Consider the following 19,136-nt stretch of genomic DNA (forward strand, 5'->3'; position numbering starts at 1 on the left):
GAGACACATACCATGCCTTATCTTCAACTGAGCAATATCGAAAAATTCTTCGGCGAGCACCGTGCCATCAAGGGCATCGACCTGGAAATCAGGCAGGGCGAGTTCGTCGTCTTTGTCGGGCCTTCGGGCTGCGGCAAGTCGACCCTGCTGCGCCTGATTGCCGGCCTGGAACCGATCGACAGCGGCAAGCTGTCGCTCGACGGGCGCGACATCACCAACCTGCCTTCGTCCAAGCGCGACCTGGCGATGGTGTTCCAGTCGTATGCGCTGTACCCGCACATGACGGTGTTCCAGAACATGTCGTTCGCACTGAAACTGGCCGGTGTCGATCCGAAGATCATCCGCGAAAAAGTCGACAAGGCGGCCGCCATCCTCGACCTGGGCCGCTACCTGGAACGCACGCCGAAAGAGCTGTCCGGTGGCCAGCGCCAGCGCGTGGCGATCGGCCGTGCCATCGTGCGCGACCCGAAAGTGTTCCTGTTCGACGAGCCGCTGTCGAACCTCGACGCGGCGCTGCGCGTGCAGACCCGCATCGAGATCGCCAAGCTGCACCGTGAACTGGGCGCCACCACCATCTATGTCACGCACGACCAGGTCGAGGCGATGACTCTGGCCGACCGCGTGGTGGTGCTGCGCGACGGCCAGATCGAGCAGCATGGCTCGCCCTTGGCTCTGTATGACCGGCCGGCCAACCGCTTCGTCGCCCAGTTCATCGGCACGCCGAGCATGAACGTGGTGCCGGCCGGCGCCGCGCCGCAATTGCTGGCGCAGGCGGGCAGCGCGGCGCAGGCCGACGGTTTTGTCGGCATCCGCCCCGAGCATGTGCACCTGGGTGCGGCCCAGCCGGGCAGCGTGCCCGTCACCGTCGAGCTGGTCGAGTCGCTGGGGGTGGAAACTTTGACCTATGTACGCCTGGCCAACAACGTGCAGGTGGTGTCGCGTGGCGCCGAGCGCAGCAGCCTGCAACCTGGCCAGCAGACGCAGCTGACGTTCGAACCGGGATTTGTCCATTATTTTGACCGCGACGGCAAAACCTATGCCGGCGCGAAAGGAGTCTGATCATGCATGCCATCGCCTTGAAACAAGCTACGCTGGCCCAGCTGCCGCCAGCCATCCAGGTGCCGGCCTACGCGCGCGACACGCTCACCCCCGCCATCGTGCATGTCGGCGTGGGCGGCTTTTACCGCGCCCACCAGGCCGTCTATCTTGACGACCTGCTGGCCCTGCCGGGCCATGCGCAGTGGGGCTATTGCGGCGTGGGCTTGCTGGCACACGACGCGGCCATGCGCGACGCCATGCAGTCGCAGGACGGCCTGTACACGGTCATCGAACGCAGCGCGCAAGGCGATACGGCGCGCGTGATCGGCTGCGTGGCCGAGTACCTGTATGCACCGGACAATCCCCAGGCGGTGCTGGAAAAACTGGCCGACCCCGCCACCCGCATCGTGTCGCTGACGATTACCGAAGGCGGCTACTACGTCAATCAGGGCAGCGGCGAATTCGACGCCGGCCACCCCGACATTGTGCATGAATTGGCCAACCCGCAAGCTCCGCGCTGCTCGTTTGGCTACCTGCTGGCCGCGTTGCGCATGCGCCGGGAGCGCGGCCTGGTGCCATTCACCATCATGTCCTGCGATAACCTGCAAAACAATGGCGACGTCACGCGCACCATGCTGCTGGCGTTTGCGCGCCTGGTCGATGGCGAGCTGGCTGGCTGGATAGCCGCCGGCTGCGCTTTCCCGAACAGCATGGTCGACCGCATCACGCCGGCCACTACCGATGAACACCGCGCGCTGGTACGCGACGCGTTCGGCATTATCGATGCCTGGCCGGTGGTGTGCGAGCCATTTCGCCAGTGGGTGATCGAAGACGCATTCCCGCACGGCCGTCCGGCCTGGGAACTGGTAGGCGCGCAGATGACGCACGACGTGCTGCCGTATGAAAAAATGAAGCTGCGCCTGCTCAACGCCAGCCACCAGGCGCTGTGCTATATCGGCATGCTGCTCGGCTACACCTATGCGCATGAGGCGATGGCGGACGCCGGTATCCGGAAACTGGTGCGGCGCATGATGGACGTCGAAGTCACGCCGCTGCTGGAAGAAGTCGAAGGCATCGACCTGGCCGGCTACAAGGACACCCTGATCGAGCGCTTTTCGAATCCGGCCGTGCGCGACCAACTGGCGCGCATCGGCACCGAAGGCTCGGCGCGCATCCCGAAATTCGTGCTGCCTTCCGTGCGCGAAGCGTTGGCGCAGGGCGGCCCGATCGAGCTGCTGGCGTTCACGGTGGCCTGCTGGTTCCGCTATCTGGAAGGCCATGACGACAACGGTGTCGACATGCCGCTCAACGATCCGCATGGCTTGCGCTTGCGCGAACTGGCCCTGCAAGGTGGTGCGGACGCAGCAGCGCTGCTGTCCCTGCGCGAGCTGTTTGGCGAGCTGTCCGACACGCCGGCGTTTGTCGAGGCGGTCAGCCTGTCGCTGGCGGGGCTGTACAACCTTGGCGCGCGTCGCGCGCTCGACCAGCTCGTCGCCTGAGGCAGCGGCCATGCGCACCACGCCTGAAAAGGCCGGGTACCGGCTGGCGCAGATGGAGCACGAGCAGCAGCGCGATGCCACGCCGGGTTTCGAGCCAAAAGGCAGCTACGGCTTCATTCGCTACCTGGAGCACGGTTTTCCGAACCCGCTGGTGCGCTGGCATTACCACGAAGAATACGAGCTGCACCTGATCGTCGAAAGCTCGGGCAAGGTCTTCGTCGGCGACTATATCGGCCAGTTTGCGCCTGGTCACCTGGTGCTGACGGGGCCGCGTGTGCCGCACAACTGGGTCTCGCTCGATACGCCGCCCGAAGGGGTGGTGCTGCGCGACATGGTGATCCAGTTCGCCCATCCGCCGCTGGCCGCGATGGCGGCCGTGATGCCCGAGCTGAAAGACCTCTTTCCGCTGCTGCAGCGGGCCTTGCACGGCATCGAGTTCTTCAACGTCAGCGAGCTGTCGCTGCGGCGCTTTCAGCGCATCCGCGACAGCAGCGGCCTGCCACGCCTGATCGAGTTCCTGACACTGCTCGGTGAACTGGCGCAGACCAGCCACTACCAGCTGCTGTCGACGATACCGATGCAGTCGAGTGACGACGACGCCGCGCTGGCGCGCATCAGTTCGGCCATCAATTACATCGTCCACAATTACAGCAGCCAGTTCTCGCTGAAGGAACTGGCCGAACAGGTGGACATGCCGGAGCGGACCTTTTCGCGCTTTTTTCGCAGCGCCACCGGCAACAGCTTTACCGATTTCGTCAACCGCCTGCGCATCAACAAGGCCTGCCAGCTGCTGATGGAGACCGAACATTACGTCAGCAATATCTGCTACGAGGCCGGTTTCAACAACGTGGCCAACTTCAACCGCCGTTTCCTGGAACTGAAAGGCATGACGCCAAAGGAATTTCGCCAGCAGGCGCTGGGCCGCTTCGGTGAACAGGGGTAGCGACTTCGCTGCCGTTTTGCGGTACATTGCATCACTGGCAGCTGACCATAAAAAAACGAGACCGGCATGGAACAGACATGGCTGAAAGAGGCGCAACGCGAGATCGAGCGCAAGCCGCCCGAACTGGAGCGCGAAAGCTACGACGGCATCATCAACTACCTGGAACACGGCTATCCCAGCTCGCGCGTGCGCTGGCACTGCCATGAAGAATACGAGCTGCACCTGATCGTCGCCACCAGCGGGCGCCTGTTCGTCGGCGACTATATCGGCGAATTCTCGCCCGGCCATCTGGTGCTGACGGGCCCGCGCCTGCCGCACAACTGGATCTCGACCGCCGTGCCCGAAGGTGGCGTGCCGTTGCGCGACATGATCGTGCAGTTTTCGCACGCGCCGCTGGCTGGCGCGGCGCGCATGATTCCCGAATTGCGCGAACTGCTGCCGCTGCTGGAGCGCTCCAGCTATGGTGTGGAGTTTTTCGACATGGGCGTGCAGGCCGAGCAATACCTGGCGCGCATCCGCGCCACCCATGGCGCCGAGCGTTTCGGCCACTTCGTGCAACTGATGGTGGCACTGGCGCGCACCGCCAATTACCGATTGCTGTCGACCGCCTCCCTGCGTTCGTACGACGATGACGCCACGCTGGCCAAGGTCAATGCGGTGCTCAACTACATCACGGAAAACTACCGTGAGCCGATTTCGGCGGAAATGCTGGCCGAACAGGTGGGCATGTCGCTGAGTAAATTCTCGCGCTTTTTCCGCAAGGCGACCGGTAACAGCTTTACCGACTTTATCAACCGCCTGCGCATCAACAAGGCCTGCCAGCTGCTGATGGATACCGACCAGTATGTGTCCAACGTCTGCTATGACGTGGGCTTCCAGAATGTGGCCAATTTCAACCGCCGCTTTTTGCAGGTCAAGGGCGTCACGCCGAAACAGTTCCGGCGCCAGGCCGATGGCCGCTTTGGCGGTATCGGCGGGCCGCCCGATGAGTCTGTCGCATCTGCGCATCTTTCTTGATTATGCTGTCATACGCTTGTCATTTCGACACTGTAGGCTTCCCGGTTCTGATCCAACCAACCCTGAGGAAGCCGATGAACCACACCCTGAACACTCTCCCGAAACTGAGCCTGCTGGCGCTTGCCGCCGGCCTGTGCCTGGCCGCCTGCGGCGGCAGCGACAGTCATGACGAAGCCGCCAAGCCGGTTGCCATGACCGGGGTGTTCCTCGATGGCGCCGTCGAAGGCCTCGACTACGTGGCCGGCAGCGCTGCAAAAGCCAGTACCAATGCCAAGGGCGAATTCGTCTGCAACGCGGGCGATAGCGTCACTTTCAGCGCCGGTGGCGTGGTGCTGGGCTCAACCTTGTGCAATCCCGTCGTCACGCCGTTGACCCTGGCGGCCAGCACCAGCGTGGCCGACGACAAGGTCGTCAACCGCCTGCTGGCGCTGCAGTTGCTGGACGACGACAGCGATCCGTCGAACGGCATCAGGATCACCACCGACGTCAAGACGGCACTGGCCGGCAAGACGCTGGATTTTTCCGCTACGCCAGCCGTCTTCAACAAGGCGCTGGCCGCGCAGCTCGCTGGCCTGGGCGCCAAATTTGCAGCACGCACGGTCGACACCGAACGCCGCGCGCTGGTGCGCGAGCATTTTGAAGACACGCTGGCGTCGAAAGTGGGTACGCCCCTCAACGAGGCACTGACGCAAACCACGCCGCTGGGCGAAGTGAAGGTGACGGTCACGCGCTACCAGATCCAGGCGGCCAGCAGTTTCTACGTGCCGTACGAAGGGACGAATGCGAAGGTCAAGAGCGACTTTCCGGGCGGCTTTTTGCCATCGTATGGCTCCGGCCTGGCCTTCAAGGGCACGGCAGCCAATGGCGACCTGGAATTCTATGGCCTGACGGACCGCGGCCCGAACGGCGACGGTCCTCTGGTACCGGACCCGAACGTCAAGGGCGCCACCATCGGCAGCAAGATCTTCCCGTCGCCGAGTTTTACGCCCGCGTTTGGCGTGATCACGGTGGGCAAGAACGGCGCCGTGCTGGCGTCTTCCACGCCGATCAAGGTCAGCGCCAGCGTCAACACCTCGGGCTTGCCGGTGCCGGTGGGCGCGGTCGGCAATTCGGCCGAGATCCCGGTGATGGACGCGATGAAATATGATCCGGCCAGCAAGGCCGTCTTCAACGCAGGCGGCCTCGATTCGGAAGCCATCGTGGTTGACAAGAAGCGCAATGCGCTGTGGGTCTCCGACGAATACGGTCCCTTTATCATCAAGCTCGATGCCGCCACCGGCGTGATCCAGGCCAAATATGAACCGGGCAAGGGCTTGCCGGTGCTGTTCGCCAAGCGCCGCGCCAACCGCGGCATGGAAGGCATGACGCTCGACACCTCCAACGACAAGCTGTATGCCTTTTTGCAAAGCCCGCTGACGGACGGCAGCGCCACCTACGCGGTGACGAAAAAAGTCGAACTGATCGAACGCTATGCACGCTTTACGCGCTGGATCGAATTCGACCCGGCGCTTGGCACCAGCGGCAAAATGTTCGCCTATCCGCTCGATGCGGCAGACTACCAGGACGGGCGCACCGGCAACGCCAAGCTGGGCGACATGGTGGCGCTTGGTGGCGGCAAGTTCCTCGTCATCGAGCAGGGCGCCGCACCGTCGGGCAAGGTGTTCAATAAACTGATGCTTGTCGACCTGAGCGCGGCCACCGATATTTCGGGCGCTGCCTTCAACGCCACCAGCTCGGATCTGGAAAAGAGCAGCATGGCCGGTGCCGCCGTCAATGGCGCCGATTGGTCACAGGTAAAAGCGATGAAGAAAACCTTGCTGCTGGACCTGAACGCGATCGGCTGGGCGGCAGAAAAAGCCGAAGGATTGACACTGATTGACGGTTCGACGATAGCGCTGTCCAACGACAATGACTTCGGCATGAAAACCAAAGTGTTTGATGCGAACGGTGTGGAAGTGGAGGGCGCCGATGTCACCAAGTGCACGGTGGACGCGAATGGCGTGATCGTCACCGGCAACGCAGCAGGCTGCAATGCCGCCAATACCATCCGCGTGGCGCGCGGCGACGACCGCGAGCGCCCTGCAAGGCTGTGGATAGTGAAGTTTGCAAAGGCGCTCAGCAGTTATTAAACCTGGCGGCAAAGAGCTGGGGTCAGACCCGACGGGTCTGACCCCAGTTTTTATATCCGGGCTGTGGTAACGCTAACGGCGCTCAAAGCCGGGCTTATTTCTTGGTATAGGTATTCAACCAGTCCAATACCGTGTGATGCCACAGCAGCGAGTTCGCCGGCTTCAAGACCCAGTGATTCTCGTCCGGGAACACCAGCAATTTGCTCGGCACGTTCTGGCGCTGCAGCGCGGTAAAGGTGCCCAGGCCCTGGGTGGTCGGGATGCGGAAGTCCAGGTCGCCCTGGACCACCAGCATCGGCGTTTTCCAGTTCTTCACGTAGTTGACGGGATTGAACTGCTCGTGCTTGGCGGCGGCATCGTAGTAAGTGCCGCCGTTTTCCCACTCGTTGAACCACAGTTCTTCCGTCGCGTAGTACATGGCGCGGTTGTCGAACACGCCGTCGTGGTTGACCAGGCACTTGAAGCCGTCCGGCCAGTTGCCGGCGATCCAGTTCATCATGTAGCCGCCATACGAGGCGCCCAGCGCGCAGCTGCGTTCGCGGTCCAGCCAGGCGAATTTCTGCGTGGCCGCCTCCAGGCCCTTTTGCAGGTCGACCAGCGGCTTGCCGCCCCAGTCGCCGCTGATTGAATCGGTGAACTTCTGGCCGTAGCCAGTCGAACCGTGGAAGTCGATAAAGACGGTGGCGTAGCCGGCGCCTGCATACACCTGCGGATTCCAGCGGTAGCTCCAGCTGTTGCCGAAGCTGCCTTGCGGGCCACCGTGTACCAAAAAGGCGATCGGATATTTTTCGCCGGCCTTGGCGTTCCATGGCTTCATCACATGGCCATAGACGGTTTCACCATTCGCGCCGGCAAACGAAAACTGCTCGTATTCGCCGAAACGCACGTCGGCCAGCGCGGCCGCATTCTGCCTGGTCAGCTGCACCATCGGTGCGCTTTCCGACCTGGCGTAGAGTTTGCGCTGGTACAGCTGCGCGCCCGAAGCCAGGTTGGCCTGGGTCAGCACGATGGTGTTGCCGCGCACGTCGAATTCGCCGACCGCGCCCTTGCCGGTCAGGGCCGCGACCTTGCCGCTGGCGGCATCGATATGGAACAAGCGGTGCTGGCCCACGTCATCGGCGGTGACCAGCAGGGCCTTGCCGTCCGGCGTCCAGCGGAAGTCGGCGACCGAGCGGTCCCAGTCGTCGGCCACGGTGCGCTTCGTGCCAGTGGCAACATCCATCAGCACCAGATGAAAACGGTCTGCCTCGAAACCAGGCTTGGTCATGGCCACGTAGGCCAGCGTGCGGCCGTCCGGCGAGTAAGTGGCTTTCGCATCCCAGGCCGGGTTGTCGGCGGTCAGGTTGCGCGGCGCTTCACCGCCGGTGGCGGGGATGGTGTAGACATCGAAGTTGGTTGACCACGATTCCGTGCGGCCGGCCACGCGCACCGAAAATGCCACTGTCTTGCCGTCCGGGCTGAAATGGTATTCGCCGTTATCGCCGAACGGTTTCGATGGCGCATCGCCGTCCAGCGAGCCGGAAAGGCTGACCGGCGTAGCGCTGACCTTGCCGCTGGCATCAATGGGCGCCGAATACAGCACGTTGCGGCGGCCATCGGCCCAGGTGTCCCAGTGGCGCACGAACAGCTGGTCGTAGACCATGCCGGTAGCCTTGTTCTTCGCTTTTTCATCGAGGCGCTGCTTGCTGCAGGCGATGTTCGCGCAATCGAGGAACACGCCCATGCTGAAGGCCAGGCGGTCGCCTTGCGGCGACAGGCGGTAGGTGTCGACGTCCAGCGCCAGGTCGGTGACTTTCGACGCTTCGCCACCGTTCAGGGGCAACTGCCACACTTGCGACGAACCCGAGCGGCTTGAGAGGAAGTAGATGGCGTCGCCCTTGGGCGACCATTGCGGATCGCTGGCGCTGGCTTCGCCGCGCGTGAGCTGGCGCGGCGCGGCGTTCGGCGCGCGCAGGTCGATCATCCACAGCTGCGTGTTGCCGCGGTTTTTGTCGAGATTGGTGCTGCGCACGGTGTAGACTACGCGCGTGGCGTCCGGCGACAGCACCGGGCTGCCGACACGTTCCATGGCGACCATGTCTTCGACGGTAAAACCGCGCGGCGCGGCCAGCGCCGGGATGGCGGCGGTGGTGGCCATGGCGGCACTGAATGCTCCCAAGAGCAGCAGACGTAACTTCATTCAAACTCCCGTTATGTTCAAGATCGATCTGGCCGGCTGTCGCGCCGGCAGCCCGACATCATAGCAACAAAGCGCGGCGTTGCGCCGCAGTTGACCACTGGTGGCCAATGGCTGTCTACCTCCTGTTGATGCGCAATAGTTTCGAATCGGAACGTGTTTCAGCACGATGGCGGTTAAACTACGTTTCCTTTTTTATATGAGTAACGAGCCATGCGTCCGACGACCTTTGCCTTCACCCTTGCCACCGCGTTTGCCGCCGGTTTTGTGCATGCCGCCACCATCCCGACCCTGCAACAGATACAGGCCGCCGTCGATGCGGGCGTGGCGAAAACACAGTCCAGCATGCCGATCGCCGTCAAGGTCACTAGCCTGTCGGGCTGCCTGCCGTCGCCGGAAGTGAAAGATGAAACCGTCTGCCTGGTGAGCATGAGCGCCGGCATGCGCGATGGCTACATGGTGCTGCCGCTGCGCCAGAAGGGCGGCAACTGGGTCGGTGTCGAGCGCAAGAACGCCCAGTTTCCCGGACCGGCGCCGGCCGAAGCCATGGCGCTGGTACGCGCCTGGGCCAGCGATGAAATGGCCAGGGACCCGGAGGCGGCCAAGGACAAGCAACTGCAGGAAGCGGCCACCTCCATGCAGGTCAAGTCGCTGGACAATTGCGAAATCAAGCGCAAGACCGGCTACCTGGCGTGCGATAGCGTGTTGAGCGTGCCGAACCGTGACGACATCAAGACCGAATTAACGTTCATGCTGGAAAGCACTGGCTGGCGCTACGTGCCGCGCTGACGTCACGGTCCATCCATTTATCCCGGGCACGGCGCCACCGTACGCCGTCCCCGCCCATAAGTCCCAGGCACTACCTTCTGTCACAGCGCCCGTCCGGGCCTGTACCTTATCTTTTCCGACATATCGAGCTTGCCGTGAGTGTCTGCAAGCACGCAGCACACAGCACGCTGTGCCAGGCAAGAATTTTTGCCATTTAAAATAAAATAATATTATAAAAAAACCAAAATTCAATATATATAAAAGTTTTGTATAAATATTGGTAGTTATGCAAAAAATAATATATGTATTTAATTCGTTTAATTTAGTGCACTATATCGACAAGAGAAAGCAGATCAGCGGCAGCCAGTTCAGGCGTAACTGCGCCGCAGCCTCTGGTCCATAAGTATTCTATTTTATTGGTAATAAAATACTAAAATAGTGATGCCAGGCAGGCAGCATAGCCTGGCATCACTCCGTTGCTAGCTTACCCGTCACCGTGCGGGCTAACCCGAGGATGTGACCATGCGACTCAATCTTCCTGTCAGCGATACCGAGATCAACCTGAGCGACACCGAGACCATCGTTTCGACTACTGACTTGCAGGGCAATATTACTTACGCCAATCCCTACTTCATTGCCGTCAGCGGCTACACGGCCGAGGAATTGATGGGGGCGCCGCAAAACATCCTGCGCCATCCCGACATGCCGGTCGAAGCGTTTGCCGACTTCTGGGCCACCATCCGTTCGGGCCGCTCGTGGAGCGGCATGGTGAAAAATCGCTGCAAGAACGGCGACTTTTACTGGGTGCTGGCCAACGTCACGCCAGTGGTCGAGGACGGCGCGGCGATCGGCTACATGTCCGTGCGTACCAAGCCCACGCGCCAGCAGGTGGCGCAGGCGGCGGCCCTGTATGCGCGTATCAAGGCGGGCCAGGCCGGCGGCATGGCGATCAGCCAGGGTGCGGCCGTGCGCACGGGCTGGCTGGCGAAAATCGTGGGCTTGCGCGATATGGCGCTCGGCAAGCGCGTAGCGTGGAACCTGGGGCTGCTCAGCCTGGCCTTGCTGCTGCAACTGGCCTGGCATGCCGAGGTGTTTCCCGACTCGGCCGGACCCTGGCTGACGGCCGTGTCGGTGGTGGCGCTGCTGGCGACACTGTATTTCTGGAACGTTTTGCACCGTACCGTGCTGCTGCCCCTGCAGCAGGCACGCCAGGCCTGCGACGTGATGGCCGGCGGCGACCTGACGGGCGAAATCGAGACCACGCGGCGCGACGAAATGGGGCAGCTGCTGCGCTCCTTGCGCCAGCTGCGCGTGAACCTGCACTCCATCGTCGGCGATGTGCGCGGCAATTTTCTGCGCATCAGCATGGCCAGCCAGGAGATTGCAGCGGGCAATATGGACTTGTCGGGCCGCACCGAGGCGCAGGCGTCGGCCCTGGAGCAGACGGCATCAAGCATGGAGCAGCTGGCGGCCACCGTGCAGCAAAACAGCGGCAACGCCGAACAGGCCAGCACCATGGCCGGCAAGGTGCATGGCCTGGCGGGGCGCGGCGGGGAGATTGTCGGCCAGGTGGTCACGATGATGGACCAGATCAACGCCTCGTCGAAAAAAATCGGCGACATTACCGGCATCATCGAAGGCATCGCGTTTCAAACCAATATCCTGGCCCTGAACGCGGCCGTGGAGGCGGCGCGCGCCGGCGACCAGGGGCGCGGCTTTGCGGTGGTGGCCGGCGAAGTGCGCAGCCTGGCGCAGCGTTCGGCGGCGGCCGCCACCGAGATCAAGCAGCTCATTACCGCTTCCTTGCAGCAGGTGCAGGAGGGCACGCGGCTGGCCGCGCAGGCCGGTGCCAGCAGCCAGGAAATGCTGGTCGCGGTGCAGGGCGTGCACGGCATCATGGGCGAAATCGCCTCGGCCTCGCGCGAGCAAAGCCACGGCATCGGCCAGGTCAACCGGGCCGTCACGCAAATGGATGAAGTGACACAGCAGAACGCGGCGCTGGTGGAGGAATCGGCGGCCGCATCGAGTTCGCTGCAGGGCCAGGCGCAGCAGCTGGAACAGGCGATGGCGCTGTTCCGGCTCGAGCGGCGCGGTGCTGCAACAGTCGCTCGGACCGTGCCAGGAACGGCACGGCGGGCACCAGGAAGGCCAGCGGCGGGCACCACGGTGGCAATTGCGCCGGCAGTGCGCAGTCGGCACACAGCGGGGCAAGCCGCAATACCGGCGCCGGATTGACCGGCAGGCTGATTTCACCGTCCCGGCAGGCCGGGCTGCCGGGAGCAGGCGGACGGCGCCGCCTGCGCTGTTCCTTGGACGATTTACTGCATGTGCCAGCCGTGGCTGACCACGATCGATTGGCCACTGAGGGCATTCGACGGAAATGCCGCCAGGAACACGGCCGTTTGCGCCACGTCCTGGGTAGTGGTGAATTCGCCGTCGATGGTGTCTTTCAGCATGACTTTCTTGATCACGTCTTCTTCGCTGATATTCAGCTGGGCCGCCTGTTCCGGGATCTGCTTGTCGACCAGCGGGGTGCGCACGAAGCCGGGGCAGATCACGTTGGCGCGGATGCCGTCTTTCGCGCCTTCCTTGGCAACCACCTTGGCCAGGCCCACCAGGCCGTGCTTGGCCGCCACGTAGGCGCTTTTGAAGGGAGAGCCTTCGTGCGAGTGCACCGAACCCATGTAGATGATGGCGCCGCCGCGGCCACCCTTGATCATGGCCCGCATGCAGGCGCGGGTGGTGAGGAAGGCGCCGTCCATATGGATCGCCAGCATCTTTTTCCATTGATCGAACGGGTAGTCGACCACCGGGCTGATGATCTGGATGCCGGCATTGCTGATCAAAATGTCGATGCCGCCGAAATGCGCCACGGCGTCGGCCACGCCCTTGTCGACCTGTTCTTCGCTCGACACATCCATGGCGACGGCAAACGCCTCGCCGCCGGCCTGCATGATTTCATCGGCGGTCTTGCTGGCGGCATCAAGCGCCAGGTCGGCGATCACGATCTTCGCGCCTTGTTTTGCGTATTCAATGGCCATTTCCTTGCCGATGCCGCTGGCGGCGCCGGTAATCAGTGCGACTTTGTCCTTGAGTTGCATTATTCATCCTTTGCAGTGCAGGTTGGAGTAGAGAACTAGACTTGCCGCTGCCAGTATAGCCAGAATTGGCAAGCGCGATCATTCACGCGCATCAAGCCGCGCCTGCAAGCGCCAGGCGCCCGGATTGGTGCCGGCCCAGGCGCGAAACGCGTGGTTGAAGGCGCTTTGTTCCTGGTAGCCGAGCAAAAAGGCGATATCGACCAGCGACAGCTGGGGCTGGCGCAGATAATCGCAGGCCTGGCGATAGCGCACCTGGTCCAGCTGGGCCTGGAAACTGGTGCCCGCGTCGCTGAGCTTCCTTTGCAGGGTGCGCGGCGTCATCGCCAGTTCGCCGGCCACGCCGGCCAGGCGCACCGCGCCCTGGCGCAGGCCGGCTGCGATGGCTTGCCGAACCTGCGCTTCGATGCCGATGATGGTGCCCTGAATGCCACAGCGTTGTGCCAGCAACTGTTCGGCATGCTGGCGCAGCAAGGGATACAGGCGGGTGTCGGCGTTCGGCACCGGCCAGTCCAGTACCTGCGCGTCCATGGTGGAGGTGTTGGCGTCTGCCTTGAAGCGCGGCAGGCTGCCCAGTACGCGCACATATTCGTCGCGGTGGCTGGCATGGCGCAGCAGGGCCTGGCCGCCGCCATCGTGGGCAAACGCCAGTTCGCCGGGCGGCAGTGGCCTGCCTGCCAGCCAGTCGCCACACACGCGGATGCCTGCAAACACGCTGTCGACCAGGTGCCGGCTTGCTTGCGGGTAGTGGCTGATCCAGCGGTAATGAAAGCAGTCGCCGTCGCGCCGCAGCGACGAGCGGCCCAGATCGTGCGCCAGCACTTCATAGCGCGCCGTCTGTTCCAGCGCCTGGCCGACGCTGGCGCAACTGAGCAGCACCAGGCCATAGGCGCTGTACGTGCCCATGCGCACGCGCTCGCCCACGTGCAGGCCGAAATGCGCGTCGCCAGCCAGCATGGCGCCGGCGTCGAGCAATCGCACATAGGCGGAGGCGGGCAGGGTGGCCGGCAGCGGCGACAGGCTGTTTTCCGGCAGCCCTGCGGCGCTGGCCAGAGTGATGCTGTCGATGCCGTGCGCGCCGGCCGCTTCCAGCAGCGGCTGGACATAGGCTGCGGTGACGCTGTCAGTGCCTGGCATGATGGAACAATGCGATTGTCATGAAAAACCGATACCTCCTGATGGTGGCAGCCTATGCTGGCTGTCAGACAGTATATCTTGGGAGGCAGGCGATGCGACGCTGGTTCCCGCATCGCGCCTGGCGGACCATCCCTTGATTGATATGTCGCCGGCCTTGCGTTTGCGCCATGTGCTGGGGCAAAGCCTGCCCGACTGGTTCAGGCTGCGTCATGGCCGCATCGGCGCGGTGCCCGATGGCGTGGCCTTTCCCGACAGCGCCGAAGCTGTACGCGCCTTGCTGGCGCACGCACACACATACGGCATCATCATTATTGCCCACGGCGGCGGCACCAGCGTGGCGGGCCATTTGACCGTGCCTGGCGGTGACCAGCCGGTGCTGTCGCTCAGTTTGCAACGCCTGTGCACACTGCAGGGCCTGGACCGCGAGGCGCCACTGGCCACCTTTGGCGTCGGCGTGTTCGGCCCCGACCTGGAAGCGCAATTGCGCGCGCATGGCTACACGCTCGGCCTGAATGAAAGCGACGTGATCGCCGCCTTTTCCGGCGCGCGCCCCGTGATCGGCAGCGGCGCACTTGACCCGTCGAAGGAAGGGCGCGAACATGCACTGCGGCTGGAAGACGGGCGGATTTGCGCAAGCTGCCGATTTTTGCTCTGTTCGCGCCTCTGTCGGGCAGCGCGCAGGCGCTGTGCGATGCCGCCAGCGGCGGCGAGCTGGCGATGGGGTGGAATGACGCGCGCTGGGAGCAGGAGCAAACGCGCTACCTGGCCCTGTGGCGGAGCCATTACAGCGTGCCAGGGCAATCACACAAAGGAGAACATGATCGAGGAGAACAATATTAATACAATGCTGTTTGGCCTACCCCTGGCTTTGGGTGGCGCCCGCATTACTTACGACAGCCTGTCGCAGCTGGACCTGACGCAGCCGGTGGCCGCCATCGTGGATGACCTGGGCGAAGATCTGCTGCAGATTTGCTGTGCCAATGGCGATATCGTCGATGTCGGCTGGTATCCGGCCTGGAATGAACGGGGCAGCCTGCACGTGGTGACGGTGCGGAGGCAGGACTGGGAAACACCGGTCTTCAGCGCGAGGCCTGCGCTGCAGCCGCAAGCGTTGTTGCAGGCGCTGCGCGCTGCGCTGGCTCACGCAGGCTGGCCATGAGCGCCATGCCGCATGCTGGCGCGTATCTGCTGGCCATCGACAACGGCACGCAAAGCGTGCGCGCGCTGCTGTTCGACATGCAGGGTAACCTGGCGGCCCAGGCGCAGGTCTTCCTGGAGCCGTATTTTTCCACGCATCCCGGCTGAGCCGAACATGACGCCGACGGCTACTGGCAAGCCGTGTGCGAGGCGTGCCAGCAACTGTGGCGCACCAGTTCCATCGAGCGTTCGCAGGTCGCCGGCGTGGCCGTCACCACCCAGCGCGGCCCGCCCTCACCTGGCTGGACCAGCGCCAGACGCGGCAGGTGCCGCCACTGGCGCCGTGGTGGCGGCGGCGTTTTGTCTCGCGCGCTTAGATGGCACCATCCGTTACTTTCGCCGCGAGGCCGAGATCAACTGGATCGCGGCGCACCAGCCCGATGTCTGGCGGCGCACGCACAAATTCCTGCTTCTGTCGGGCTATTTGAATTACCGCCTGTGTGGCCAGTTCATCGACTCGACCGGCTCCATGGGCTTGATGCTGCAGCCGTACTGGAGTCCCGGCATCAAGGTGCCGGGGCCGGAAGCGAAGGGTGCCATGATTGGCTTTGGCGATGTGCATACGCGCGCCCATATGTACCGCGCCATCCTGGAAGGCCTGGCCTACGCGCTGCGCGAAGGCAAGGAGCGCATCGAGAAAAAGAGTGGCGTGCCGATTACCGCATTGCGCGTGGCTGGCGGCGGTTCGCAAAGCGACGCGGCGATGCAGCTGACAGCCGATATTTTCGGCATGCCTGCTGCCCGCGCCCATACGTGAAGGTCATCCTCGACGGCGTGCCGAAGGGATTTGCAAAATACCGCCAGGGTTCGATCTTTATCGAACCTGAACTGATCCGGCAGATAGAAGTAAACAAGGGCGCCCATACCAGCTTGTACGGCAATGGCGGCTTTGGCGGCGTAATTACGGTCGACACCAAGGATGCGAAAGACATGCTTGGAGGCGATGCCAGACTGGGCGCCTTCGTCAAGTATTCACGCCACAGCAACAATGCGGAAGACGATGTCACAGTCGCCGCGTATGGCCGCACCGAAGACGGCCGCTTCGACGTGATGGCGTTTTCCACCCAGCGCAAGTCGGACGACCTGCGCAAACCGGACGGCAAGCCGTTTCGCTTTTCCGCCATCGATGCGCCATCGAACCTGCTCAAGCTCAATTTACGTTTGACGCCCGAACAGCTGCTGACCCTGACCGCGATGAAGAGCGGCAGCACCGGTTGGGGTCCGTGCGCGGCCATGGGCGAGGATGTGTCGACGCCGACCGAAGCGGAAATCAGGCGCTACGGCCTGGACGAAGCGTGGCAGCGCAAGGCGGTTTGCCGCGACCAGGATGATGACACCTATTCCGTCAAATGGCAGTATGCACCGCAAGACAATCCCTGGGTCAGGCTGACGGCCACGGCCGGCTATTCGCATACCGACCAGCACGACCAGCGCCTGCCTTCGGCCTCGCTCGGCTCCTACCTGGGTTCGCTGGGCAATAAAAGCTGGGCTTCGTATGTCGACCGTATCGCGGAACTGCGCAATGAAAGCGTGTTTGCCACCGGCGCGGTATCGCACCTGCTGATGACGGGCGTGCAATGGCACAAGAATGTGCGCGACACGCTGATGTACTACCCGTCGTTGACGGCGCTGAAAGACCCGGGCTATCACTACGGCTATTTCCAGCCCTACTACATGCCGTCCGGGCGCCAGGAAACGCGCGGCCTGTATTTGCAGGACGCGATGACGTATGGCGACGTGACCCTGACGGCGGCCCTGCGCCATGACCGCGTGCTGTCCGAAGGCGTGCCGAACGTGGCCTCGCGTTACAACAGCGCCTTGCCGGCTGCCGGCCATGATTTCAGCGAAAAAACCCATGCAGACTGGTCGCCGCGCCTGGGCCTGTTCTGGAAGGCCAGCAGCGCGCTGGCGCTGTTCGGTGATGTGAGCCGTACCTGGCGCGCGCCGACCATCGACGAGATGTATTCGAATGAATATTATGTGTCGGCCCGCCTGGGTTCCAGCACGCCGGGCACCAGCCGCGATTTGGCTGTCGAACGCGTGACGGCCGCGCGCATCGGCGTGATGCTGCACCGCCAGGGATTGTTACAGCAGCGCGACGATGCGCAATTGCGTGTGACGGCTTACCGTAACCGGGTCGAAGACAATATCGGCCCGCGCCTGGGGATACTGGTCGAAGGCTATGTGCCGGGCAGCGGCATGGGCTTGCCGCCGGGCTTGTCTTCTTACCGTAATCTTGCCGGCTTGCGTACCGAGGGCGTCGAGGTGGAGTCGTATTACAACTCGCCGCGTTTGTTCGCCAGTGCCTCGTTGTCGTCGCAGTTCGGGTCGCGCCGGGGAACTCATCGCGATCCGTGGGGCAAGAATGAACCTGTTTCGACGGTGGCGCCGGACAAGCTGATGACGGGGTTGGGTTGACGGTTTCCTGGTCTTGGCTCGACGGTGGGATGGCAGGGCAGGTTTGTCGCCAGGCAGGATAGAGTATTGTCGGTGGGTAATGTTTACCGGTTGCCACCGTCGAAGGGGTACGCGCTGCACACCTTGTTTGCGTCGTGGAATGGCAGCAACGGGATGTGGCGGGGGACGGAAGTGCGGCTTACCGTTGATAATGTCTTGAACCGTTCACATGTCCTACTTGAGCGAAGCAGTGACGGGGGGGGCACGTAATGCCAAGCTGAGCGTGTCCCGCAAGTTCTGATACGCGGTGAACAAAAGCGTGCCACCGGGAGCCCTGGTTTTGTCAGCGCAGCACCAGCGCCTTGACGGTCTCCCACGCCGTACTGCCCGATCTGGTGGCACGCACCCGGTTGCGGCCTTCTTCCTTGGCCACATACAGTGCGCGGTCTGCGGCGACAAACAGGGTTTCGCGGGTGTCGAGTTGATGAGGGCGGATGGTGGCGACGCCGATGCTGACGGTGATCCAGGCCGAGGTAGGTGATTGCGGGTGGGGCAGGTGCAGCCCTTCGATGTGGGCGCGGATGGTTTCGGCCAGGTCCATTGCGTTTTCAGCTTCGGTTTCCGAAAAAAGTACCACGAATTCCTCGCCGCCGTAGCGCGCCGCCAGGTCGCCCGCGCGGCAGGCGTGGGAGTCGATCGCTTGCGCCACTTGCTGCAAGCAGCTGTCGCCGGCCGGGTGGCCCAGGCTGTCGTTGTACAGCTTGAAATGGTCGACGTCGAGCACCACCAGCGACAGCACGCTGCCGTTGCGTACACTGCGTTGCCATTCTTTTTCCAGGAAGTTGTCAAAATGGCGGCGGTTGGCGATTTTCGTCAGCGGGTCGAGGTAGGCGGCGCGCTGCAGCGCGTCTTCCGACTGCTTGTGATGGGTGATGTCGTGCAGCAGGCCGATATACAGTGGCTGGCGCAGATACATCGGCGTCAGCGTCAAATCCATGCACAGCGTGTGGCCAGCACGGTGGCGGATCGCCACTTCGCGCGTGCCGTGATTATGGGCGGTGTCCGGGTTGGCCGCATGCATGGCGAAATAATCGAGGTATTCCTGCGTCACCATGGGGCTGAGCAGGTCGGCGATCGACAGGCCCGCCAGTTCGTTTTCGCGGTAGCCCAGGTATTGGTCGCAGGCCGGGTTGGTGTACTGGATGCGGCCGTCCGCCTCGATGATCAGCAGGCCTTCGGCCATGTGGGTGACGATGGTGCGCAGGCGCTCGGCCTGTTCTTCCTGGGTTTCACTGTTGCTGCGGATCTGCAGCTGGGCGCGTACGCGAGCGCACACCTCGGCCATGCGCAGCGGCTTGGCAATATAGTCGACGGCCCCAATGTCGAAGCCGGCCACCACGTCGTCAGTGTCGGTGCTGGCGCTCATGAAGATAATTGGGATGCGTTGCGTGAGGGGATGCTGCTTGAGCTGGTGGCAGGTTTCGAAGCCATCCATGTCGGGCATCATCACGTCGAGCAGGATCAGGTCGGGTTGGGCGCGCTGGGCAATAGCGAGTGCTCGCTCGCCAGACAGGGCGACGTACACCTGGTAGCCCTGCTCGCTCATCAGTTTGCGCAGCAGTTCCAAGTTGGCCGGCGCATCATCGACAATCAATATTGCGGCCACGCGCCGTTGTGAACATGCCATGCTGCCTGGACTCATTGCTGCCGGCCTCTATCTGATGGGGAGCACAGGCC

15 protein-coding genes are annotated in these 19,136 nt (G+C 63.0%); 11 read left to right on the forward strand and 4 right to left on the reverse strand.

Going from position 1 to position 19,136, the window contains the following annotated elements; all coding sequences use genetic code 11:
• The first annotated feature begins 12 nt into the window (after nt 1–12).
• The 5 genes from ACQ4WM_RS16870 (at nt 13) to ACQ4WM_RS16890 (ending at nt 6,626) form a co-directional block, all read left to right on the forward strand.
• On the forward strand, nt 13–1,059 hold the full coding sequence (locus ACQ4WM_RS16870) for an ABC transporter ATP-binding protein (RefSeq protein ID WP_436547827.1): 1,047 nt from the start codon (nt 13–15) through the stop codon (nt 1,057–1,059).
• Nucleotides 1,060–1,061: 2 nt separating this feature from the next.
• Entirely contained in the window at nt 1,062–2,537 is a 1,476-nt protein-coding gene (locus tag ACQ4WM_RS16875) for a mannitol dehydrogenase family protein (RefSeq protein ID WP_436547828.1), read from the forward strand.
• A 10-nt stretch (nt 2,538–2,547) separates the two neighbouring features.
• On the forward strand, nt 2,548–3,480 hold the full coding sequence (locus ACQ4WM_RS16880) for a helix-turn-helix domain-containing protein (RefSeq protein ID WP_436547829.1): 933 nt from the start codon (nt 2,548–2,550) through the stop codon (nt 3,478–3,480).
• A 66-nt stretch (nt 3,481–3,546) separates the two neighbouring features.
• Nucleotides 3,547–4,497 (forward strand): helix-turn-helix domain-containing protein, encoded by a 951-nt coding sequence (locus tag ACQ4WM_RS16885; protein WP_436547830.1) that lies wholly within the window; start codon nt 3,547–3,549, stop codon nt 4,495–4,497.
• Between the two features lie 74 nt (nt 4,498–4,571).
• Entirely contained in the window at nt 4,572–6,626 is a 2,055-nt protein-coding gene (locus ACQ4WM_RS16890; RefSeq protein WP_436547831.1) for an esterase-like activity of phytase family protein, read from the forward strand.
• 94 nt (nt 6,627–6,720) lie between these two features.
• Here ACQ4WM_RS16890 and ACQ4WM_RS16895 read toward each other — a convergent pair whose 3' ends face one another.
• Nucleotides 6,721–8,805, reverse strand: coding sequence for a S9 family peptidase (locus tag ACQ4WM_RS16895; RefSeq protein WP_436547832.1), 2,085 nt, complete (start codon nt 8,803–8,805; stop codon nt 6,721–6,723).
• 210 nt (nt 8,806–9,015) lie between these two features.
• Between ACQ4WM_RS16895 and ACQ4WM_RS16900 the strand changes: the two genes are divergently transcribed.
• A complete protein-coding gene (locus tag ACQ4WM_RS16900; protein WP_436547833.1) occupies nt 9,016–9,591 on the forward strand; it encodes a hypothetical protein in 576 nt (191 codons plus the stop codon).
• Nucleotides 9,592–10,092: 501 nt separating this feature from the next.
• A complete protein-coding gene (locus tag ACQ4WM_RS16905; protein WP_436547834.1) occupies nt 10,093–11,805 on the forward strand; it encodes a methyl-accepting chemotaxis protein in 1,713 nt (570 codons plus the stop codon).
• A gap of 83 nt (nt 11,806–11,888) precedes the next feature.
• Here the strand turns inward: ACQ4WM_RS16905 and ACQ4WM_RS16910 are convergent, their stop codons facing one another.
• Complete coding sequence (locus tag ACQ4WM_RS16910) at nt 11,889–12,671, reverse strand: 3-hydroxybutyrate dehydrogenase (RefSeq protein WP_436547835.1); 783 nt, start codon at nt 12,669–12,671, stop codon at nt 11,889–11,891.
• A gap of 78 nt (nt 12,672–12,749) precedes the next feature.
• On the reverse strand, nt 12,750–13,805 hold the full coding sequence (locus ACQ4WM_RS16915) for an AraC family transcriptional regulator (RefSeq protein ID WP_436547836.1): 1,056 nt from the start codon (nt 13,803–13,805) through the stop codon (nt 12,750–12,752).
• Nucleotides 13,806–13,947: 142 nt separating this feature from the next.
• On the opposite strand from ACQ4WM_RS16915, the gene ACQ4WM_RS16920 reads away from it, so the two are divergent.
• From ACQ4WM_RS16920 to ACQ4WM_RS16935, 4 genes are all read left to right on the forward strand, one after another.
• Nucleotides 13,948–14,964 (forward strand): FAD-binding protein, encoded by a 1,017-nt coding sequence (locus ACQ4WM_RS16920; protein ID WP_436547940.1) that lies wholly within the window; start codon nt 13,948–13,950, stop codon nt 14,962–14,964.
• A complete protein-coding gene (locus ACQ4WM_RS16925; RefSeq protein WP_436547837.1) occupies nt 14,961–15,110 on the forward strand; it encodes a hypothetical protein in 150 nt (49 codons plus the stop codon). The genes ACQ4WM_RS16920 and ACQ4WM_RS16925 overlap by 4 nt, the downstream gene beginning before the upstream one ends.
• A gap of 178 nt (nt 15,111–15,288) precedes the next feature.
• Nucleotides 15,289–15,759: an FGGY-family carbohydrate kinase gene (locus ACQ4WM_RS16930; RefSeq protein ID WP_436547838.1), complete on the forward strand. Its 471-nt coding sequence runs from the start codon at nt 15,289–15,291 to the stop codon at nt 15,757–15,759.
• Complete coding sequence (locus ACQ4WM_RS16935; RefSeq protein WP_436547839.1) at nt 15,756–17,420, forward strand: TonB-dependent receptor domain-containing protein; 1,665 nt, start codon at nt 15,756–15,758, stop codon at nt 17,418–17,420. The genes ACQ4WM_RS16930 and ACQ4WM_RS16935 overlap by 4 nt, the downstream gene beginning before the upstream one ends.
• 322 nt (nt 17,421–17,742) lie before the next feature.
• Here the strand turns inward: ACQ4WM_RS16935 and ACQ4WM_RS16940 are convergent, their stop codons facing one another.
• Nucleotides 17,743–19,086, reverse strand: coding sequence for a diguanylate cyclase (locus tag ACQ4WM_RS16940; RefSeq protein ID WP_436547840.1), 1,344 nt, complete (start codon nt 19,084–19,086; stop codon nt 17,743–17,745).
• Nucleotides 19,087–19,136 lie beyond the last annotated feature (50 nt).

The organism is Janthinobacterium longum (assembly GCF_051380735.1).
Classification (GTDB): domain Bacteria; phylum Pseudomonadota; class Gammaproteobacteria; order Burkholderiales; family Burkholderiaceae_D; genus Janthinobacterium.